At 68.1% G+C, this 18,170-nt stretch carries 16 protein-coding genes; 11 read left to right on the top strand and 5 right to left on the bottom strand.

All coding sequences use genetic code 11. The features are described 5' to 3' along the window. Window positions 1-97: 97 nt before the first annotated feature. Together QE360_RS01995 and QE360_RS01990 are read right to left on the bottom strand one after the other, a co-directional pair. Window positions 98-1,192, bottom strand: coding sequence for an AI-2E family transporter (locus tag QE360_RS01995; protein WP_309698902.1), 1,095 nt, complete (start codon window positions 1,190-1,192; stop codon window positions 98-100). Then, entirely contained in the window at window positions 1,189-2,112 is a 924-nt protein-coding gene (locus QE360_RS01990; RefSeq protein WP_309698901.1) for a LysR family transcriptional regulator, read from the bottom strand. The genes QE360_RS01995 and QE360_RS01990 overlap by 4 nt, the downstream gene beginning before the upstream one ends. A gap of 138 nt (window positions 2,113-2,250) precedes the next feature. Between QE360_RS01990 and QE360_RS01985 the strand changes: the two genes are divergently transcribed. Both QE360_RS01985 and wrbA read left to right on the top strand, forming a co-directional pair. After that, window positions 2,251-2,982: a pirin family protein gene (locus tag QE360_RS01985; RefSeq protein WP_307103297.1), complete on the top strand. Its 732-nt coding sequence runs from the start codon at window positions 2,251-2,253 to the stop codon at window positions 2,980-2,982. Between the two features lie 27 nt (window positions 2,983-3,009). Continuing rightward, the gene (gene wrbA / locus QE360_RS01980) at window positions 3,010-3,612 is read left to right on the top strand and encodes an NAD(P)H:quinone oxidoreductase (RefSeq protein WP_309693240.1); all 603 of its coding nucleotides are present in this window, start codon (window positions 3,010-3,012) and stop codon (window positions 3,610-3,612) included. A 409-nt stretch (window positions 3,613-4,021) separates the two neighbouring features. On the opposite strand, the gene QE360_RS01975 is transcribed toward wrbA, so the two are convergent. Further along, window positions 4,022-4,795 (bottom strand): M15 family metallopeptidase, encoded by a 774-nt coding sequence (locus QE360_RS01975; protein WP_309698899.1) that lies wholly within the window; start codon window positions 4,793-4,795, stop codon window positions 4,022-4,024. A gap of 49 nt (window positions 4,796-4,844) precedes the next feature. On the opposite strand from QE360_RS01975, the gene QE360_RS01970 reads away from it, so the two are divergent. Together QE360_RS01970 and arfB are read left to right on the top strand one after the other, a co-directional pair. Beyond that, window positions 4,845-5,489, top strand: a complete 645-nt coding sequence (locus QE360_RS01970; protein ID WP_309698896.1) for an RluA family pseudouridine synthase — start codon at window positions 4,845-4,847, stop codon at window positions 5,487-5,489. 12 nt (window positions 5,490-5,501) lie between these two features. Continuing rightward, on the top strand, window positions 5,502-5,927 hold the full coding sequence (gene arfB / locus QE360_RS01965; protein WP_219020560.1) for an alternative ribosome rescue aminoacyl-tRNA hydrolase ArfB: 426 nt from the start codon (window positions 5,502-5,504) through the stop codon (window positions 5,925-5,927). Between the two features lie 177 nt (window positions 5,928-6,104). Here arfB and QE360_RS01960 read toward each other — a convergent pair whose 3' ends face one another. After that, window positions 6,105-6,482, bottom strand: a complete 378-nt coding sequence (locus QE360_RS01960) for a hypothetical protein (RefSeq protein WP_309693246.1) — start codon at window positions 6,480-6,482, stop codon at window positions 6,105-6,107. A 125-nt stretch (window positions 6,483-6,607) separates the two neighbouring features. On the opposite strand from QE360_RS01960, the gene QE360_RS01955 reads away from it, so the two are divergent. The 6 genes from QE360_RS01955 (at window position 6,608) to QE360_RS01930 (ending at window position 14,085) form a co-directional block, all read left to right on the top strand. Then, window positions 6,608-7,570: a metalloregulator ArsR/SmtB family transcription factor gene (locus QE360_RS01955; RefSeq protein WP_309698893.1), complete on the top strand. Its 963-nt coding sequence runs from the start codon at window positions 6,608-6,610 to the stop codon at window positions 7,568-7,570. Then, the gene (gene metF / locus QE360_RS01950; protein WP_309698891.1) at window positions 7,567-8,508 is read left to right on the top strand and encodes a methylenetetrahydrofolate reductase; all 942 of its coding nucleotides are present in this window, start codon (window positions 7,567-7,569) and stop codon (window positions 8,506-8,508) included. Before QE360_RS01955 ends, metF begins: the two co-directional genes overlap by 4 nt. 257 nt (window positions 8,509-8,765) lie before the next feature. Continuing rightward, window positions 8,766-9,812 (top strand): homocysteine S-methyltransferase family protein, encoded by a 1,047-nt coding sequence (locus QE360_RS01945; RefSeq protein ID WP_309698889.1) that lies wholly within the window; start codon window positions 8,766-8,768, stop codon window positions 9,810-9,812. 133 nt (window positions 9,813-9,945) lie between these two features. Continuing rightward, the gene (metH, locus tag QE360_RS01940; RefSeq protein WP_309698887.1) at window positions 9,946-12,642 is read left to right on the top strand and encodes a methionine synthase; all 2,697 of its coding nucleotides are present in this window, start codon (window positions 9,946-9,948) and stop codon (window positions 12,640-12,642) included. Window positions 12,643-12,772: 130 nt separating this feature from the next. Then, window positions 12,773-13,492 carry a guanitoxin biosynthesis heme-dependent pre-guanitoxin N-hydroxylase GntA gene (gene gntA / locus QE360_RS01935; protein ID WP_307103313.1) on the top strand — a complete coding sequence of 240 codons (720 nt, stop codon included), beginning with the start codon at window positions 12,773-12,775 and terminating at the stop codon, window positions 13,490-13,492. Further along, window positions 13,489-14,085 carry an urea carboxylase-associated family protein gene (locus tag QE360_RS01930; protein ID WP_309698884.1) on the top strand — a complete coding sequence of 199 codons (597 nt, stop codon included), beginning with the start codon at window positions 13,489-13,491 and terminating at the stop codon, window positions 14,083-14,085. Before gntA ends, QE360_RS01930 begins: the two co-directional genes overlap by 4 nt. A gap of 126 nt (window positions 14,086-14,211) precedes the next feature. On the opposite strand, the gene QE360_RS01925 is transcribed toward QE360_RS01930, so the two are convergent. Next, on the bottom strand, window positions 14,212-15,903 hold the full coding sequence (locus tag QE360_RS01925) for an alkaline phosphatase family protein (protein WP_309698882.1): 1,692 nt from the start codon (window positions 15,901-15,903) through the stop codon (window positions 14,212-14,214). Window positions 15,904-15,970: 67 nt separating this feature from the next. Between QE360_RS01925 and QE360_RS01920 the strand changes: the two genes are divergently transcribed. Further along, the gene (locus QE360_RS01920; protein ID WP_309698880.1) at window positions 15,971-17,998 is read left to right on the top strand and encodes a protein-disulfide reductase DsbD domain-containing protein; all 2,028 of its coding nucleotides are present in this window, start codon (window positions 15,971-15,973) and stop codon (window positions 17,996-17,998) included. The last annotated feature ends 172 nt before the right edge of the window (window positions 17,999-18,170 follow it).

The raw sequence follows: 18,170 nt of genomic DNA, 5'->3' as shown, positions 1-18,170 counted from the left end.
TTGTCCCCATTCGCGGAAATGTCGCCCCCTGTGCCCCGGCGACTGGTATTCTAAACATTAACCAATGCAGCAGTGAACGTAAAAGGTTAATTCGGTCCTAACCCGGAACATTGTCGTCGGGTTTCAGCCTGGCACCGGGTCCCAGCAGCGTCTGGTGTTCGACGCGCGGAATGTCCTCCCCCAGCACTTCGCGCAGATACAGGCTGCGGATCAGGGTGAAGGCGACGATCAGCAGCGCGGCGGAAAAGAACAGCCCGAACAGGCCGAAGATCGTGCCGATGCCGATGATCGCGAACAGCGTGACCGCCGGGGGGATGGCGACCACGCGGCTGGTGACGAAGGGGGTGATCGCATTGGTCTGGACCAGCCGGACGACCGCGAAGGTGATGAGCGTGCCGATGATCGCGCCGTTGCCGCCCTGCGCGGCCAGCCCCAGCGCGGGCAGCATCGCGGCGATCGGCCCGACATAGGGCACGAACTCGCTAAGGCCGGTCAGCAGCCCCAGCGCGGCGGCGGAGGGTACGCCCGCAATGGCGAGCCCGACGCCGACCAGCACCCCCATCGTCGTCATCTGGATCAGCTGCGCGCGCAGCCACAGGCGCAGCGTCGACCCCGTGTCGAACAGCGCATCCTCCATCGCCGACCGCATCGAGCGGGGCACGAGCAGCAGGAAGCCACGCTCATAGATTTTGGGATCGGCGGCGAAGAACAGCGCGCCGACCAGCAGCAGCAAACAGTTGAGCACGAACTCGCCCGCGCCCGACACGATGCCTCCGATATCCTGCGCGACGCGACTGCCCGCATAGGCGGCGCGCACCGCGTCGACGACCTTGGCCCCGACCGGCGACTGCGACGCCCAGGCGGCGAGTTGGTCGATCAGGATCGGCAGTTGCGTGACCAGCGTGTTGAGCTGCTGGCGAAAGGCGACGCCGAACAGCCAGGCCAGGAAACCCAGCACCGCCAGCACGGTGGCGACCGACAGGGTCAGCGATCGCTTCGGCCCGATCGGCAGGTGGTCGGCATAGAGGTCGGCGATCGCATGGATGACGATCGCCCCCAGCACCGATCCGAAGGCTAGGATCAGCAGGTCGCCCGCACGGAACAGGGCGGCGGCGATGCCCAGGACCAGCAGGGTCAGGACGATGCGGCGGATGAAGCGCGCGTCGCTGTCGTCGGGGCGCAGCCGGTTCATCGCACCGCCTCCCGTTCGCGCGCCACGGTACAGGGATCGCGCACCGTATCGGCCAGCCAGGCGATCAGCGCCTCGACGCGGGCGGGACGCAAGGGGCTGGGCGGGGTCAGCAGATGCAGCCCGATCGGCGGTGGGGTCCAGTCCTCCAGGATCGGCACGACGCGCCCGCTGACCATGTGCGGCCCGATGATGAAGCCCGGCAGCCGTGCGATGCCCAGCCCGGCGACCACCGCGGGCACCAGCGCGTCGCCGCTATTGGCGGTCAGTGGACCCTGCGGCCGCACCGACACCTCGGCCCCGCCGGGATGGCGGAAACGCCAGGGGCCGGTGACGTTGGAATAGCTGAGCAGCCGATGCTCGCCCAGTTCGTTGGGATGGCGCGGCGTGCCATGTTCGGCCAGATAGCCGGGCGAGGCGACGACATGGGTCGAGATGCCGCACAGCCGCCGGGCGCGCAGCGAACTGTCGGGCAGGTCGGCGATGCGCAGCGCGATGTCATAGCCCTCCGCGACGATATCGACCTTGGCGTCGGACAGGCTCAGCTCGATCTCGATCCCCGGATGCCGCGCCAGGAAGTCGGCGATGACCGGCGCGATGTTGGTGACGCCGAACGACATCGGCGCGGCCAGCCGGATGCGGCCCGCCGGCGCGCTGGCGGCGTCGCGCGCGGCCTCCTCGGCGGCGCGCGCCTCGGCCAGGATGCGCGCGGCATGCTCGGCCAGCGGCTTGCCCGCCTCGGTCAGCGCCAGGCGGCGCGAGGTGCGGTGGAACAGCGACTGGTTGAGCTGCGCCTCCAGCCGGGTGATCGCCTTGGACACGGTCGCCTTGGACAGCCCGATCGCATCGGCGGCGGCACTGAACGAACGATGCTCGACCACGGCGGCGAAGATCGCCCAGGCCTCCAGATCCGGCAGACGCATCGCTTCCCCTTGCCCCTTCGCGCGACCATCGGCGATCGGCTCCGCGCTACAATGAACGTGGAAACGATCGGTTTCCAGCGTTTCCGTTTACGCGATCCTATTCGGCCCTATCTTGTGAGCATCCAAGGGAGAAATTCCATGACTGCCATTACTGCCGAGAAGGGCATCGACCGTCGCAGTTTCGAAAGCCTGGGCCATGCCAATCATGGCTGGCTGGACGCGCGGCATCATTTTTCCTTCGCCAGCTATTATGATCCCGCCCGCATGGGCTGGGGTGCGATCCGGGTGTGGAACGACGACGTCATCGCGCCCAATGCCGGTTTCCCGCCGCATCCCCATGCCGATATGGAGATCATCACCTATGTCCGCACCGGCGCGATCACCCATCAGGACTCGATGGGCAATGTTGGCCGCACCGCGGCGGGCGACGTGCAGGTGATGAGCGCCGGGTCGGGCGTCCGCCACGCCGAATATAATCTCGAGAACGAGCCGACGACGCTCTTCCAGATCTGGGTCGAGCCGCGCAGCCGTGGCGGCCAGCCCAGCTGGGGTGCCAAGCCCTTTCCGAAGGGCGAGCGGTCGGGCCGGTTCGTGACGCTGGCGAGCGGCTTCGACGATGATGGCGACGCGCTGCGCATCCGCGCCGATGCCCGCGTGCTGGCCGCGACGCTGCGCGCCGGGGAAAGCGTCGAGCACCGGGTGGGCGCGGGGCGTCATGCCTATCTCGTCCCCGCCACCGGACGGATCGAAATCGACGGTGTGCCGTTCGCGGCACGCGATGGTGCGGCGCTGTCGGGCGATGCGGAAGGCCGGACGGTGACGATCACCGCCATCGAGGATGCCGAGATCGTTCTGGTCGATTCCGAATAATTCCATTTACCCAAGGGAGTATTTCACATGGCGAAGGTTCTGGTCCTTTATTACTCGTCCTATGGCCATATCGAGCAGATGGCCGACGCCATCGCCGAGGGCGCACGTTCGGCCGGTGCCGAGGTGGACATCCGCCGCGTCGCCGAGACCGCCCCGGCCGAAGTGGTCGCCGCGGCGCACTTCAAGACCGATACCGCGCATCCCGAGATCGAGGGCCCCGACGCGCTGACCAATTATGACGCGATCATCGTCGGGACGCCCACCCGCTATGGCCGGATGGCCAGCCAGATGGCGGCCTTCTGGGACACGACCGGCGGCGTGTGGATGCGCGGCGGCCTGGTCGGCAAGGTCGGCGGCGCCTTTACCTCGACCGCCAGCCAGCATGGCGGGCAGGAGACGACCCTGTTCTCGGTCCTGACCAACCTGATCCACCACGGCATGACCATCGTCGGCCTGGATTATGGGTTCCAGGGGCAGATGGGCGTCAAGGAAGTCCATGGCGGCACGCCCTATGGCGCGTCGACGCTGGCGGACGGCGACGGCAGCCGCCAGCCCAGCCAGGTCGATCTGGACGGCGCCCGCTATCAGGGCAAGCGCATCGCCGAGACGGCGGCCAAGCTGTTCGGTTGATATAAGGGGCGATCGCCATTCGGCGATGCCTTTCCTTCCCTCGCCCCTCGCAGAGGGGAGAGGGTTGCGCAGACTTAGTCTTTGCAAGAGCAAAGGCTTAGTCGGAGCTGGGTGAGGGGTGGGCGCTCGCGAAGCGAGCGCGCGAGCCTTTGGGCTCGCTCAACCCCTCACCCAAGCTGCGCTAGCCAGCAGGCTGGCAAGCTTCGCTAACCCTCTCCCCTGTCCAGGGGAGAGGGGAAGACGCAATTCTGGATATCGATCCGACCTGGGGACGGGGGTGCCGAAGGGTGCCCCCGTTCTTGGCGCCGGGCGTGGCCTTCGACTTCGCTCAGGCTGAACGGAGGTTGGGGAACTAGGCTGGATACCAAACCCCGTTCAGCCTGAGCGAAGTCGAAGGCCAAGGGAAACCCTATCGCCGCTTGCCCTTCGTCTTCACCGGCGCAGGCGGAGCCGTCACCGGCACCGGCGGCTGGCTCGTGACCACCACATTCAACGGATCGCGCACGCCCGGATCGGCGGGGAACTGCGCGCGTGCCTTGGCAAAGACCGCCCGCGCCTGTGCCGCGCCCGGTTCGGTCGGACTGGTGCCGACCCAGCGCCAGTGCCACGGCTCCCACTTCACCCGCTGCCTGTTGCCCGCCGGGAAGCTCATTTCGAACCCGAAGCGCGGCGCGTTGGCGATCAGCCAGCGTGCAGCCGGGGTCGCCGCCATGCAGGCCTCGGCATCGGGGCAGCCCTTGGCCGGGCGGACCGCGAAGTCCAGCGCATAGCCGGTCGCATGCTCGCTATGCCCCGCAGGCGCGACCGAGACGGCGCGCTCGGCGGCGGACACGCTGCGGTCGCGGCAGAAGACGTTGCGCTGGCGCGCGACCTCGCGGTGGCAGGACAGGCCGCGCAGCGTGCCCCCCACCGACGGATCGCGGCGGGCCGCGTCGAGCAGCCGCTGAAGATCGGGGATCATCGCCCGGTGCAGGCGGCAATAGGGCTTGAGTCCGAAGCCTGCCGGGGCGGGCACGATGTCCTCGGGCGGCGCGTCGCCATAAGCGAAATGCCCCGCGACCCGGCCGTCGGGGCCGGGCGGCGGCAGCGCGCCGTCGCAGGATTGCGCCTGTGCCGTCACGGGCATCGTGGCGATCGTCAGCAGCGCCAGGAAGCGCAGGAAAAGGGCGGGGGCGGTCGGCATGACGCGCGCGCCTCTGGCATGTCGGCGCGCACGGTGGCAAGGGAGCGGCATGCACGGAGATCGCGTTCTATTCATCGACGGCGAAGCGCTGGTGATCGACAAACCGGCGGGCTTGCCTGTCGATCGGCCCCGTAACGGGTCGATCAGCCTCGAAAACCATCTGGAATCGCTCAAATTCGGGTTCAAGCGCTGGCCGACCGCGGTCCACCGGCTGGACCGCGACACCAGCGGCTGCCTGTTGCTGTCGCGCAATCCCAAGGCGCATGCCCGCTTCCAGCAGGCGTTCGAGGCCGGGCTGGTCGAGAAGCGCTATCTGGCGGTGCTGAACGGCGTGGTTGAGGGCGAAGGGATGATCGACCTGGCGCTCGCCAAGGTCTCGACGCGCGAAGAGGGCTGGCGGATCGTCGCCGATCCGGCGGGCAAGGCGGCCCGCACCGGCTGGCGCGCGCTGCGCCATGAGGCTGGGCGGACGCTGGTCGAGTTCCGTCCCGAAACCGGCCGCACGCATCAGATTCGCGTCCATGCCGCGACGGGCCTCGGCGCGCCGGTGGTGGGCGATCCCGTGTACGGCGCGGGCGAGGCGGGGGGGATGCTGCTCCACGCCGCCAGCCTGACGCTGCCGCGCGGCGAGGCCAAGGACCCGATCACGGCGGAGGCCCCGTTGCCCGAACGCTTCGGCGCGTTTCGCGACTAGGGCGGACCGGCGATGGCGCTGATCCCCGTCACCCGCGCCATCGCGATCGACGAGCGCGAGATTGCCGAGAGCTTCACCCGCGCCTCCGGGCCGGGCGGCCAGCATGTCAACACGACCGACAGCGCGGTGCTGCTTCGCTTCGATGTGGGCGGGTCGCCGAGCTTGCCGGAGGCGGTAAAGATGCGGCTGGCCGTGCTGGCGGGGCAGCGGCTGAGCAAGGACGGCGTGCTGACCCTGCGCGCCGATGCCAGCCGGTCGCAGGAGATGAACCGACGCGAGGTGCGCGAGCGGCTGATCGACCTGATCCGCGAGGCGACGATCGTGCCCAAGAAGCGCCGTCCGACCAAGCCGACTCGGGCGTCCCAGACCCGGCGGGTCGATGCCAAGAAGGGGCGGGCGCAGGTGAAGGCGGGGCGGGGGAAGGTCCGGTTCGATTGAAAGCGTTGGGGCGTGGCCTTCGACTTCGCTCAGGCTGAACGGCGTGAGGGGTTTGTGGCCCCATATTCCAACGTCCGTTCAGCCTGAGCGAAGTCGAAGGCCATGCGAATTGCCCAAAGAAAAACGGGCCGGCGAACTGATCGCCGACCCGCTTCCCATTGCCGAAGGGCGAACCCTTTAGCGGCGGACATCCTCGCCCGCGCGGACCAGCGCGTTGCCGGTCGCCTGGCGGGCATTGTCTGCGCCCTGCTCGATCTTGTCGCCCGCCCGGTCCAGGCCACGGTCGATATTGTCGCCTGCGCGGTCGGCATGGGCCGCGGCCCGGTCACCGGCGCGGTCCAGCTTGTCGCCCGCCTTGTCCATGGCATTCTCGGCCGAGTTCAGCGCGCGTGCGGTCGCTGCCTCGACATCGTCCGAGGCGTTCTGCGTCGTCGCCTTCACGTCCGAGCCGATGGCGTCGGCGGCCTGCTCGGTCTGCTGCTGGGCATTCTCGCTGCACGCGGCCAGCGACAAGGCGGCGGCACCGGTCAGGGCGAGGATCAGGGCCTTCTTCATGGCAAACACTCCCGTTTCAAACATATGATCGGCGTGCCAACGCAGATTATCCGTTTCGGGTCCGTGTCGGCCGAAATCTGTTCGCTCCGTTGACCGCATATAAAGATATCTTTATATCGTGATCCATGGCCAATGCGCTCGAAATCTTTCGCGCCCTCAGCGATCCGACGCGGCTGCGCATCCTGGCGCTGCTGCGGTCGATGGAGCTGTCGGTCGGCGAACTGGCGCAGGTGCTGGGCCAGAGCCAGCCGCGGGTCAGCCGCCATGTGAAGATCCTGGTCGATGCCGAACTGGCCGAGCGCCGCAAGGAGGGCAGCTGGGTCTTCGTCGCGCTGGGCGACCGCGAGGCGGTGGAGCCGATGATGGCGGCGCTCGATCGCTGGACGGCGGGGGCGCCCGATCCCTGGATGGTCGCCGATGTCGCGCGGCTGGCGGCGGTGCGGGCCGACCGGGCGGCAAGCGCGGCGGCCTGGTTCGAGGATCATGCGGGCGAGTGGGATGCGATCCGATCGCTCCATGTCGCGGACAGCGAGATCGAGGAGGCGATGGCGGGCCTGATCGGCGAGGGCGATCTGGGCGCGCTGATCGATATCGGCACCGGCACCGGGCGGATGCTGGAGCTGTTCGGTGACCGCGCGGATAGCGCGCTGGGGATCGACCGCTCGTCGGAGATGCTGCGGCTGGCCCGCGCCAAGCTGCACGGCCGCGCCAATACCGAGTTGCGGCAGGCGGACCTCTATGCGCTACCCATGGGCGACGGCGCGGCGGATATCGCGATCCTGCACCATGTCCTGCACTTCGCGCAGCAGCCGGGCGCGGCGATCGCCGAGGCGGCGCGGGTGCTGGGGCCAGGCGGGCGGCTGCTGATCGCCGACTTCGCGCCGCATGATCGCGAGGAATTGCGGCAGAAGGCGGCGCATAGCCGCCTGGGTTTCGCCGACGAACAGATGGCGGGCTGGTTCGCCCCCGCCGGGCTGACGCTGGCGCGGACCGAGACGCTGGAGGGCGGCGAGCTGACCGTCAAGCTCTGGCTGGGTGTGAAGAAGGGGCTTCGGCCCGTCGAGACGAATAGGGTGAAGGCGGCATGACGAACACGATCCTGACGCGGGCCGAGGCCGCGCTGGCGCATGAGGAACCGCTGTTCGCCGATGTCGGCGGCGATATCGCGGTCAGCTTCGAATTCTTCCCGCCCAAGACGGAGAAGATGGACGCGCAGTTGTGGGACGCGATCCGAACGCTGGAGCCGCTGGACCCGCGCTTCGTGTCGGTGACGTACGGCGCGGGCGGCTCGACCCGCGAGCGGACCCATGCGACCGTCGCGCGCATCCAGCGGGAGACGACGATGGACGCCGCCGCGCATCTGACCTGTGTCGAGGCGACCCGCGAAGAGATCGACCAGGTGGCGCAGGAATATTGGTCGGCGGGCGTGCGCCATATCGTCGCGCTTCGCGGCGATCCCCCCGCCGAGGGCGCGCGCTTCGTCAGCCATCCCGGCGGCTATGAGAATGCCGCCGATCTGGTCGCGGGCCTGAAAAAGCTGCATCCGTTCGAGATTTCGGTCGCGGCCTATCCCGAATGTCACCCGGACTCGGCGGATCAGAAGGCGGATATCGACAATCTGAAGCGCAAGATCGATGCGGGCGCCAACCGCGCGATCACGCAGTTCTTCTTCTCGCCCGAGGCCTATTTCCGCTTCCGCGATGCCGCCGCCGCGGCGGGTATCACCGCCGAGATCGTGCCGGGCATCCTGCCGGTGTCCAACGTCGCGCAGACCCGCAAGTTCGCCGCGATGTGTGGCGCGGCGATCCCCGAATGGATGGACCGTCTGTTCGAGGGGCTGGACGATCATCCCGGCGCGCGCCAGCTGGTCGCCGCCACCATCGCCGCCGAAATGTGCCGCCGTCTCTATGCGGGCGGGGTGAAGGGGTTCCACTTCTACACGCTCAACCGCGCCGAGCTGGCCTATGCGATCAGCCATTTGCTGGGCGTGCGGGGAAAGAAGGCCGAGGCGGTCGCGGCGGCGTGATCTTAACCCTTCGGGGGTAGGGCGGGGGCGATATGGCAGGCCGTGTCGCCTGGGGCTTTCCCTCCCCCGGCCCCTCCCGCTTGCGGGAGGGGAGTGATGAATTCGAGGGTCGGGGTCGGCGACGGCGCATAACCCACGACCCAGGCACGCCCCTCCCGCAGGCGGGAGGGGATGGGGGAGGGCAGGGCCACAGGCGGTGACGCTTGCGGCGCACCCGAACCAGACGAACAACCGCTCGCCAGAGCAGGAGCAAGACGATGACGACCCGCGACACATTCCTCGCCGAAGCGGCCAAGCGCATCCTGATCACCGACGGCGCGTTCGGCACCGAGATCCAGAACTGGAAGCTGGACGAGGCGGCCTATGCGGGGACGCTGGGCCTGTCGCACGACCAGAAGGGCAATAACGACATACTGGCGCTGACCAAGCCCGAGGTGCCCGAGGCCATCCACCGCGCCTATTTCGAGGCGGGAGCGGACATTGCCGAGACCAACACCTTCTCCGCCAACCGGATCAGCCAGGCCGATTACGGCGCGGAACATCTGGTGCGCGAGATCAATGTCGAGAGCGCCAAGCTCGCGCGCCGTCTGGCCGACGAATTCGCCGCGAAGGACGGCCGCCCCCGCTTCGTCGCGGGCGCGATCGGGCCGACCAACAAGACGCTGTCGCTGTCGCCGGACGTCAACGATCCGGGTTACCGCGAGATCGACTTCGATTACCTCAAGGACGTGTACCGCGAACAGATCGACGCATTGGTCGAGGGCGGCGCGGACTTCATCCTGATCGAGACGGTGTTCGATACGCTGAACGCCAAGGCCGGGATCATGGCGACGATCGAGGCGGGCGAGGCGCTGGGCCGCGAGATTCCGATCATGTTGTCGATGACGCTGACCGACCTGTCGGGCCGCAACCTGTCGGGCCATACGGTCGAGGCCTTCTGGCATGCGGTGCGCCATGCCCGGCCGCTGACCATCGGGCTGAACTGCTCGTTCGGCGCCGAGCAGCTGCGCCCGCATGTGAAGACGCTGTCGGAAATCTGCGACACGCTGATCATGATCTATCCCAATGCCGGGCTGCCCAACGAACTGGGCGCCTATGACGAAGCGCCCGTCACCACCGCCGGTCTGGTCGGCGAATGGGCGGTCGAGGGGCAGGTCAATGTGCTGGGCGGCTGCTGCGGCTCGACCCCTGCGCATATCAAGGCGATCGCCGACAAGGTGAAGGGCATGACCCCCCGCACCATCCCGACCCCGCCGGTCGTCACCCGCCTCGCCGGGTTGGAGCCGTTCACCATGGCGGCTTGACCTTCTAGCCCTCTCCCCTCTGGGGAGAGGGTTGGGTGAGGGGTAGGGGTCTCGTAGAGACCGGCCTCTCAGTGAGACACAGCCCCTCTCCCAACCCTCTCCCCAGAGGGGAGAGGGCTAAGAAGAAGAACCAATGACCACCAACACCTCCACCAATTTCGTCAATGTCGGCGAGCGGACCAACGTCACCGGTTCGGCCGCGTTCAAGAAGATGATCCTGGCGGGCGATTACACCCGCGCGGTGGAGGTTGCGCGCAGCCAGGTCGAGAATGGCGCGCAGGTGGTCGACGTCAACATGGACGAAGGGCTGCTCGACGCCGAATACGCCATGACGACCTTCCTCAAGCTGATCGCCGCCGAGCCCGACATCGCGCGCGTGCCGATCATGATCGACAGCTCGAAATGGAGCGTGATCGAGGCGGGGCTGAAATGCGTGTCGGGCAAGCCGATCGTCAATTCGATCAGCATGAAGGAAGGCGAGGAGGCGTTCCTCCACTATGCCCGCCGCTGCATGGCTTACGGCGCGGCGGTGGTCGTCATGGCGTTCGACGAGGTGGGGCAGGCCGACACCCAGGCGCGCAAGGTCGAGATTTGCGCCCGCGCCTATGAGCTGTTGATGGGCATCGGCTTTCCGCCCGAGGACATCATCTTCGACCCCAATGTCTTCGCGGTCGCGACCGGCATCGAAGAGCATAACAATTACGGCGTCGACTTCATCGAGGCGTGTCGCGAGATCAAGGCGCGCTGCCCGCACGTCCATATCTCCGGCGGCCTGTCCAACCTGTCGTTCAGCTTTCGCGGCAACGAGCCGGTGCGCCGCGCGATGCACTCGGTGTTCCTCTACCACGCCATCCCGGCGGGCATGGACATGGCGATCGTCAATGCGGGCCAGCTCGACGTGTACGACACGATCGACCCCGAGCTGCGCCAGGCGTGCGAGGATGTCGTCCTCAACCGTGACCCGGAGGCCGGCGAGCGGCTGGTGGCGTTGGCCGAGCGCTATCGCGGCACCGATGCGGTGGCCGAGAAGCAGGCGGCCGAGTGGCGCAGCCTGCCCGTGACCAAGCGGCTGGAATATGCGCTGGTCAAGGGCATCGACGCGCATGTCGTCGACGATACCGAGGAATGCCGCCAGGCTTTTGCGCGGCCCATCGAGGTGATCGAAGGCCCGCTGATGGACGGCATGAACGTCGTCGGCGACCTGTTCGGATCGGGCAAGATGTTCCTGCCCCAGGTGGTGAAGTCCGCCCGCGTCATGAAGAAGGCGGTCGCGCACCTGCTACCCTTTATCGAGGCGGCGAAGGAACCCGGCGCCAAGGGCAAGGGCAAGATCGTTCTCGCGACCGTGAAGGGCGACGTGCACGATATCGGCAAGAACATCGTCGGCGTCGTGCTTCAGTGCAACGGCTTCGAGGTGGTCGATCTGGGCGTCATGGTCCCCTGGTCGAAGATCATCGCGGCGGCGAACGAGAATGACGCCGACATGATCGGCCTGTCGGGCCTCATCACCCCCAGCCTCGACGAGATGGTGACGGTGGGCGAGGAGATGCAGCGCGCGGGGATGACCATGCCGCTGCTGATCGGTGGCGCGACCACCTCCAAGGTCCACACCGCGCTGCGTATCGCGCCCGCCTATGAGGGCCCGGTGGTCCACGTCCTCGACGCCAGCCGCGCGGTTGGCGTGGCGACGACGCTCGTGTCCGATACCCAGCGCGATCCCTATGTCGCGCAGGTCGCCGCCGATTACGAAGCCGTCCGCAAGGCGCGCGAGGGGAAGGGGGCCAATGCCCTGTTGCCGCTGGAGGAAGCCCGCGCACGCGGCTTCGTCGCGGATATGGCGCTGAAGGCGGGCGATCCGAAGCAGCCGGGCGTGCATGTCTATCAGGACTGGGACCTGTCCGACCTGCGCGACTATATCGACTGGACGCCCTTCTTCCGCGCCTGGGAACTGGCGGGCAATTTCCCCGCCATCCTGACCGACGAAGTGGTCGGCGAGAGCGCCAGCGGGCTCTACGCCGATGCGCAGGCCATGCTCGACACGATCATCGCCGAGAAGTGGCTGACCGCGCGCGGTGTCGCCGCGCTCTGGCCGTGCCGCCGCGACGGCGATGACGTGATCCTGACTCCCTCTCCCCTCCGGGGAGAGGGCCGGGGTGAGGGGCAGGGGCTGGGCGATACCCTCGCCACCGCCCCTCACCCAACCCTCTCCCCGGAGGGGAGAGGGCTTGAAGCAGGCGAAGTCCGCATCCCCTTCCTGCGCCAGCAGATCGCCAAGCGCGAAGGCCGCGCCAATATGTGCCTGGCCGACTTCATCGACCCGGCGGGCGACTGGATGGGCGGCTTCGCGGTCGGCATCCACGGCATCGACGCGCATATCGAACGCTTCCGGGCGGGGCATGACGATTATAACGACATCCTGCTCAAGGCGCTGGCGGACCGTCTGGCCGAGGCGTTCGCCGAGCGGCTCCATGCGCATGTCCGCACCGACCTGTGGGGCTATGCGGCGGGCGAGCAGCTGACCAACGAGGCACTGATCCGCGAGCAATATCGCGGCATCCGCCCCGCGCCGGGCTATCCCGCCTGCCCCGAACACAGCATCAAGCGGACGCTGTTCGACCTGCTGGGGGCGGAGAGCGCGGTCGGGCTGGAGTTGACCGACAGCTTCGCGATGCTGCCGACGGCGGCGGTCAGCGGCTTCTACTTCGGGCACGCCCAGGCCGAATATTTCGGCGTCGCGCGGATCGGCGAGGACCAGGTGGCGGACTATGCCACCCGGCGCGGGGTCGATGTCGCGCAGGCGACCCGGTGGTTGCGCCCCAATCTCGATTGATCGGGGCGTTCCACGATTCCTGACGGCTTGATCTTGATTATTATCAAGGCTAGCGATCAATCTATGCTAATAGTATAGGATATAAAGGCTTTTTGGGAACGCTGCCCATCGCGTCGCGTTGGGGCATCCCATGTCGAAAACCGGAAGCAGCCTTTTCCCCGCACACGATCCCAGCGAGCCGCAATCGGCCGAGCTGCTGCGTGCGCATATCGCAGCAGCGGATTTCCCTTGCGTCGGCGCCAAGGCGGCGATGGCGCGGGGGACGCTGGATATCCTGGGCGCGCGCGACATCGCCAGCGCCTGGGACGATCTGCGCATCCATGACCGGCTGCGGCGTTTCGCCGAACGCTATCGCGCCGAGCCGCAGCTGTTCCGCAGCCTGGCGGTGGTCTTCGCCGGACCCGAGCAGCTCGACGAAGCCGCGTTCGAGCGCGCGATCTGGGCGCGGATCCAGTCGCTGTCGGACAAGGATGTCTGGCTGGGGCAGGACTGGGACGAACGGGTCAGCGCCGACCCGGAAGACCCGCATTTCTCGCTGTCCTTCGGCGGCGAGGCGTTCTTCGTCGTCGGGCTGCATCCCAACGCCAGCCGTCCGGCGCGACGCTTTCCGCGCCCCGCGATGATCTTCAACCTGCACGACCAGTTCGAGATATTGCGCGCCCAGGGCAAATATGAGGGGATGCGCGAGAAGATCATGGTCCGCGACGAGGCGCTGGCGGGATCGCGCAATCCGATGCTGGCGCGCCATGGCGAGATGAGCGAGGCCCGGCAATATAGTGGTCGCGCGGTGGAGGAGGGCTGGCGTTGCCCCTTCCACTATGCGGGCACCGATGCCGGGGCTGGGCGATGAGCGCGACGACGGTCGAGATTCCGCCCCGCAGCGGCGACGCCTTTCGCATGGCCAGGGGCGACAGCCTGACCGTCATCGACCCGCGTGGGCGACAGGTCGCCGATCTGCTCGCTTTTAATGCCGAGGATCTGGACGAGGTGATCTCGTCGGGCCGGACGCTCGATTATGCCGAGACGATTCGGCTGACCACCGGGCACAAGCTCTATTCCAACCGTTCGCGGGTGATGCTGGAGATCGTCGCGGATACGGTGGGGATGCACGACTTCCTGCTAACGCCCTGCTCGGTCGACACGTTCGACCATTTCTATCCCGACCTGCCGCGCCATCGCGGATGTTTCGGCAATCTGGCGGCGGCGCTGGCGCCTTTCGGCGTGGTGCCCGACCGGATTCCGGTGGCGTTCAACTGTTTCATGAACGTGCCGGTCGACGGGACGACCGGCAAGCTGGAGGTGCTGCCGCCGCTCAGCGGGCCGGGCGACCATATCCGCTTCGTGGCGCATATGGATCTGGTGATCGGCCTGACCGCCTGTTCCGCACCCGCGTCGAACGGGGGGAGCTTCAAGCCGATCGAATACAGGGTGGAGCGAGCCTGAAATTCCTCCCCTGTAAGGGGAGGTGGCAGCCCGGAGGGCTGACGGAGGGGTGTCGCGGCCAGCGGGGACACCCCTCCACCACCGCTTCGCGGCGGTCCCCCTCCCCTTGCAGGGGAGGAACAAGCTTTACTTCTTACACGTATCCGCGACACCGGGATCGAGGTCCAGGCAGCGTCCGTCCACGCCCGGTATCGGCAGGCCGATCGTCGCCGCCAGCGTCGGCGCGATGTCGACTGTCTCGACCGACAGCGGCTGCTCGAACCCGGCCATGCCCTTGCGCCAGAACAGGATCGGCACGCGGCGGTCATAGTCCCAGGGCGAGCCATGCGTCTCGACATAGCCCGGTGCGGCTTCCTCGATCGTCGTCACGCGCGGCTTGAGCAGGATCAGCAGGTCGCCCGACCGCGTCGGGTCGTAGGAGGACCGCGCCTTCTCCTTCAGCGTCCAGGTCTCGGGCGGGGTGGTGGGCCAGGGCGTCGCGGCGATCTCGTCGCGGGTCAGCGCGGCGGCGACCTGCGGCAGTGCCTCGTAACGGCGCTTCGCCTCGGCCAGCACCTTCGCGCGCGTGGCGGGTGGCAGATCGCGGTTGATATAGATGTCGCCCTCCGCGCTCATCATGATCGGCGGGGTGTTGGACAGGCCCATATCGCGCGCGATCGCGGCCGACATCGCCTTGGTCTTGGCCTCGGGCGCGATATGGCTTTCCATCGGCATGGCGCGGATCTGCTGCCGCTCGGTCATGTCATGCGCGCCGTGGTCGGCGGTCAGCATCACCTCATAGTCGACGCCGGTCGCATCGAGCACGTCGAAGAACCCCGCCAGCGAGCGGTCGAGCTCCTCCATCTGGATGCACATCTCGGCCCCCTGGGTGCCCAGCGCATGGCCGATATAGTCGGTCGCCGACAGGCCGACCGACAGCATGTCGGTCTGCGGACCCTGGCCCAGCTTCATGTCCTGGACGAAGCCCGCCGCCATCGCCAGCACCGCCGCATCGGCGGCGGGCGAGACGCGGAACGCCTTCAGGTCGCCCGCCGCGCGCTGGAACCGTCCGGTACCCAGGGTCTGGCTGCCGACCGTGATCGGCCGGTCGAGCGACTTGCAGAAGCCGGGTAGCGGCAGCGGCGCCTGCGGCCGGGCGACCAGATCGGCGACCGCCTTGCGCGTGCGCTCCACGACCGGCGGCACGGCGCGTCCGGCATAGGAGACATAGGTCTTGCCGTCCCACCACCAGATCTCGTCCATCTTGTGCCCGCCCATCATCACGGCGGCGCGGTCTTTCCCCGCGACCGAGACGGTGCGGACACGCGGGTCGGCGGTCTTCATCCGCTCGCCCAGCGTCGGCACCTTCAGGTGCATGTCCGACACGGTGTAGTTGTTATGGTCGTTGCCCGCGACGCGCTCGTCCTCCGAGCAATAGACGATCTTGTCCACGCGCCCGACCGACTGGTCGATCCAGTTGTTGGCGATGATCCCGGTATGCGCGGGGCGATAGCCGGTCAGGATAGTCGAGTGGCCGGGGCAGGTCTCGGTCGCGGCATGGCTCTGATAGCCCGAGGGGAAGACCGCGCCGGTCAGCAGGCGCGCCATGCCGCCGGTGAAATGGTTGCGATATTGCTGGAACAGGTCGGCGGAGAACTGGTCGACCGAGATCGCCACGATCAGCTTGGGCGGCGTGGTGGGAAAGGGGGGCTGCGGCGTGCCCGGCAGGGTGGCGACGGGGGCGGGCGCGGTGCCCGGCACGGGGCTGGCGGTCTGGGCGAGCGCCGGGGTGGCGAACAACGCGGCGGAGGCGAGAAGCGCGGCAGTCAGGGAGTTCATGGGCAACCTTGGTGCAAAGCGTGGACGGGGACGCTATGGAACGCGAAAGCGGGTTAGGGCAAGGTCGATGCGCGGTTGGTTTTACATCCTGATGACGGCGCTTTTCATGGTGATGGGCTATGCCCCCGCCCTGGCGGAAAGCGGCCCCCCGGCCGCGCCCGGCGCGATCCATCTGCCGATGCGCCTCGTTCCCGAAAGCGCGACCCCGGCGGCGGGCGGCCATGTCACGCTGGCCATCGCCGCCACGCCCGAAAAGGGCTGGCACGGCTATTGGAAGAATGGCGGCGATGCGGGCCTGCCGACCGAGGCGCACTGGACGCTGCCCCGGGGCGTGACGGCGGGCGAGTTGCGCTATCCGGTGCCGGGGCGGCTGAAGATCGCCGGGCTGATGAACTATGTCTATGAGCGGCCCTTCGCGCTGCTCGTCGATCTGAACCTGCCCGCCGGGCTTGCCAGGGGCACCGCGCTGCCCGTGTCGGTCAAGCTCGACTATCTGGTCTGCACCGACACCATCTGCGTCCCCGAAAGCCAGACGCTGTCGACCACGCTGACCGTGGGCGACGGCGCGGTCGCGCCTGCGACGCGCGCCGAGTTCGACCGCTGGCGCGCCGCGCTGCCCCGGCCGCTGGGCGGCGACGGCGTGATCGAGACGAAGGGCAAGGGCGTGCGGATCGCCATCCCGCTGCCCGCCTCGGTCGCGGTGAAGGATGCCTATTTCTTCCCCGACCGCAGTGGGGTGATCGACCATGCCGCGCCGCAGACGCTGACCCGCAATGGCGACCAGCTGATCCTGGCCATCCCGGCGGCCGCCGTGCCGACGCCGGGGCCGGTGTCGGGCGTGCTGTCGATCGGCGAGGGGCAGGGACTGGCCTTCACCGCCAAGCCGGGCGCGATCGCCGGGGCGGGCGGCGAGGCCGATCATGGCGTTGGCGCGGTGGCGCTGGCCTTTCTGGGGGCGGTGCTGGGCGGGCTGCTGCTCAACATCATGCCCTGCGTCTTCCCGATCCTGAGCCTCAAGGCGCTGAGCCTCGCCCGTGGCGGCGGCGACGAGCGGCATGCACGGGCCGAGGCGCTGGCCTATATGGCGGGCGTGGTGCTGGTGTGCGTGGGGCTGGGCGTGATCCTGCTGGCATTGCGCGCAGGGGGGCAGAGCGCGGGCTGGGCGTTCCAGTTGCAGGACCCGCGCGTGATCGGCGTCCTCCTGCTGCTCGTCGCGGGGATCGCGTTCAACCTGGCGGGGCTGTTCGAGCTACCGACCCCGGCCTTTGCGGGCCGTTCGGGCGCGATGGGCTCGTTCGCGACCGGCGCGCTGGCGGCCTTTGTCGCAACGCCGTGTTCGGGGCCGTTCATGGCCGGAGCGCTGGGTGCGGCGTTGGTCCTGCCCGCCGCCGCCGCGCTGGCGGTGTTCGCCGGGCTGGGGATCGGCATCGCGCTTCCCTTCATCGCGATCGGTTTCGTGCCTGCGTTGCGGCGGCGGCTTCCCAAGCCGGGCATGTGGATGGTGCGGCTGCGCCATATCCTGTCGGTGCCGATGTTCCTGACCGCGCTCGCGCTGGCGTGGATATTGGGGCAGGAGGCGGGGGTGACCGGCATGACGCTGGGGCTGGCCGCCGCGTTGCTGGCCTCGCTGGGCTTCTGGTGGACCGGGCTTCGCCAGCATGGCGGCAAGGGCCGCGCGGGTTGGCCCGCCATCGCCGCGCTGGTGCTGGCGGTGGCGATCGTGGTGACGGTCAAGCCCGCCGCGGCGGTGGCCAGGACCACCGCCGACACCGCCTTCAGCGAAGCCAGGCTGGAGGATTTGCGCAAGCAGGGCCGCCCGGTCTTCGCCTATTTCACCGCCGACTGGTGCCTGAGCTGCAAGGTCAACGAGGCCGCCGCGATCGAGCGCAACTCGGTCCGCGACGCCTTTGCGCGCAACAAGGTGGCGGTGCTGGTCGGCGACTGGACCGATGGCGATCCGGTTTTGGGACGCTTTATCGAGCGGCATAACCGGGCGGGCGTGCCGCTCTACCTCTATTATGCCCCCGGCGCGAAGGAGCCGCAGGTGCTGCCGCAGGTGCTGACCCCGTCGATGCTCGAGAAGCTGGGCGCGTAAGTCGCTGTAATTCCTCCCCTGCAAGGGGAGGTGGCAGGGCGAAGCCCTGACGGAGGGGTGTCCTGCTCTCGATAGGGTGACACCCCTCCGACGCGCTGCGCGCGCCACCTCCCCTTGCAGGGGAGGAATTATCCTATGCCCCCCTTGCACGCCCCCATCATGCGGTGCAGCA

It is taken from the genome of Sphingomonas sp. SORGH_AS_0789 (genome assembly GCF_031453055.1).
Classification (GTDB): Bacteria; Pseudomonadota; Alphaproteobacteria; order Sphingomonadales; family Sphingomonadaceae; genus Sphingomonas.
This window is presented reverse-complemented; position numbering and strand designations above follow the sequence as displayed.

Coding starts and splice junctions, on each gene's coding strand:
- QE360_RS01995 (WP_309698902.1), bottom strand. CDS start 1,192: ATGAACCGGCTGCGCCCCGACGACAGCGACGCGCGCTTCATCCGCCGC.
- QE360_RS01990 (WP_309698901.1), bottom strand. CDS start 2,112: ATGCGTCTGCCGGATCTGGAGGCCTGGGCGATCTTCGCCGCCGTGGTC.
- QE360_RS01985 (WP_307103297.1), top strand. CDS start 2,251: ATGACTGCCATTACTGCCGAGAAGGGCATCGACCGTCGCAGTTTCGAA.
- wrbA (WP_309693240.1), top strand. CDS start 3,010: ATGGCGAAGGTTCTGGTCCTTTATTACTCGTCCTATGGCCATATCGAG.
- QE360_RS01975 (WP_309698899.1), bottom strand. CDS start 4,795: ATGCCGACCGCCCCCGCCCTTTTCCTGCGCTTCCTGGCGCTGCTGACG.
- QE360_RS01970 (WP_309698896.1), top strand. CDS start 4,845: ATGCACGGAGATCGCGTTCTATTCATCGACGGCGAAGCGCTGGTGATC.
- arfB (WP_219020560.1), top strand. CDS start 5,502: ATGGCGCTGATCCCCGTCACCCGCGCCATCGCGATCGACGAGCGCGAG.
- QE360_RS01960 (WP_309693246.1), bottom strand. CDS start 6,482: ATGAAGAAGGCCCTGATCCTCGCCCTGACCGGTGCCGCCGCCTTGTCG.
- QE360_RS01955 (WP_309698893.1), top strand. CDS start 6,608: ATGGCCAATGCGCTCGAAATCTTTCGCGCCCTCAGCGATCCGACGCGG.
- metF (WP_309698891.1), top strand. CDS start 7,567: ATGACGAACACGATCCTGACGCGGGCCGAGGCCGCGCTGGCGCATGAG.
- QE360_RS01945 (WP_309698889.1), top strand. CDS start 8,766: ATGACGACCCGCGACACATTCCTCGCCGAAGCGGCCAAGCGCATCCTG.
- metH (WP_309698887.1), top strand. CDS start 9,946: ATGACCACCAACACCTCCACCAATTTCGTCAATGTCGGCGAGCGGACC.
- gntA (WP_307103313.1), top strand. CDS start 12,773: ATGTCGAAAACCGGAAGCAGCCTTTTCCCCGCACACGATCCCAGCGAG.
- QE360_RS01930 (WP_309698884.1), top strand. CDS start 13,489: ATGAGCGCGACGACGGTCGAGATTCCGCCCCGCAGCGGCGACGCCTTT.
- QE360_RS01925 (WP_309698882.1), bottom strand. CDS start 15,903: ATGAACTCCCTGACTGCCGCGCTTCTCGCCTCCGCCGCGTTGTTCGCC.
- QE360_RS01920 (WP_309698880.1), top strand. CDS start 15,971: ATGCGCGGTTGGTTTTACATCCTGATGACGGCGCTTTTCATGGTGATG.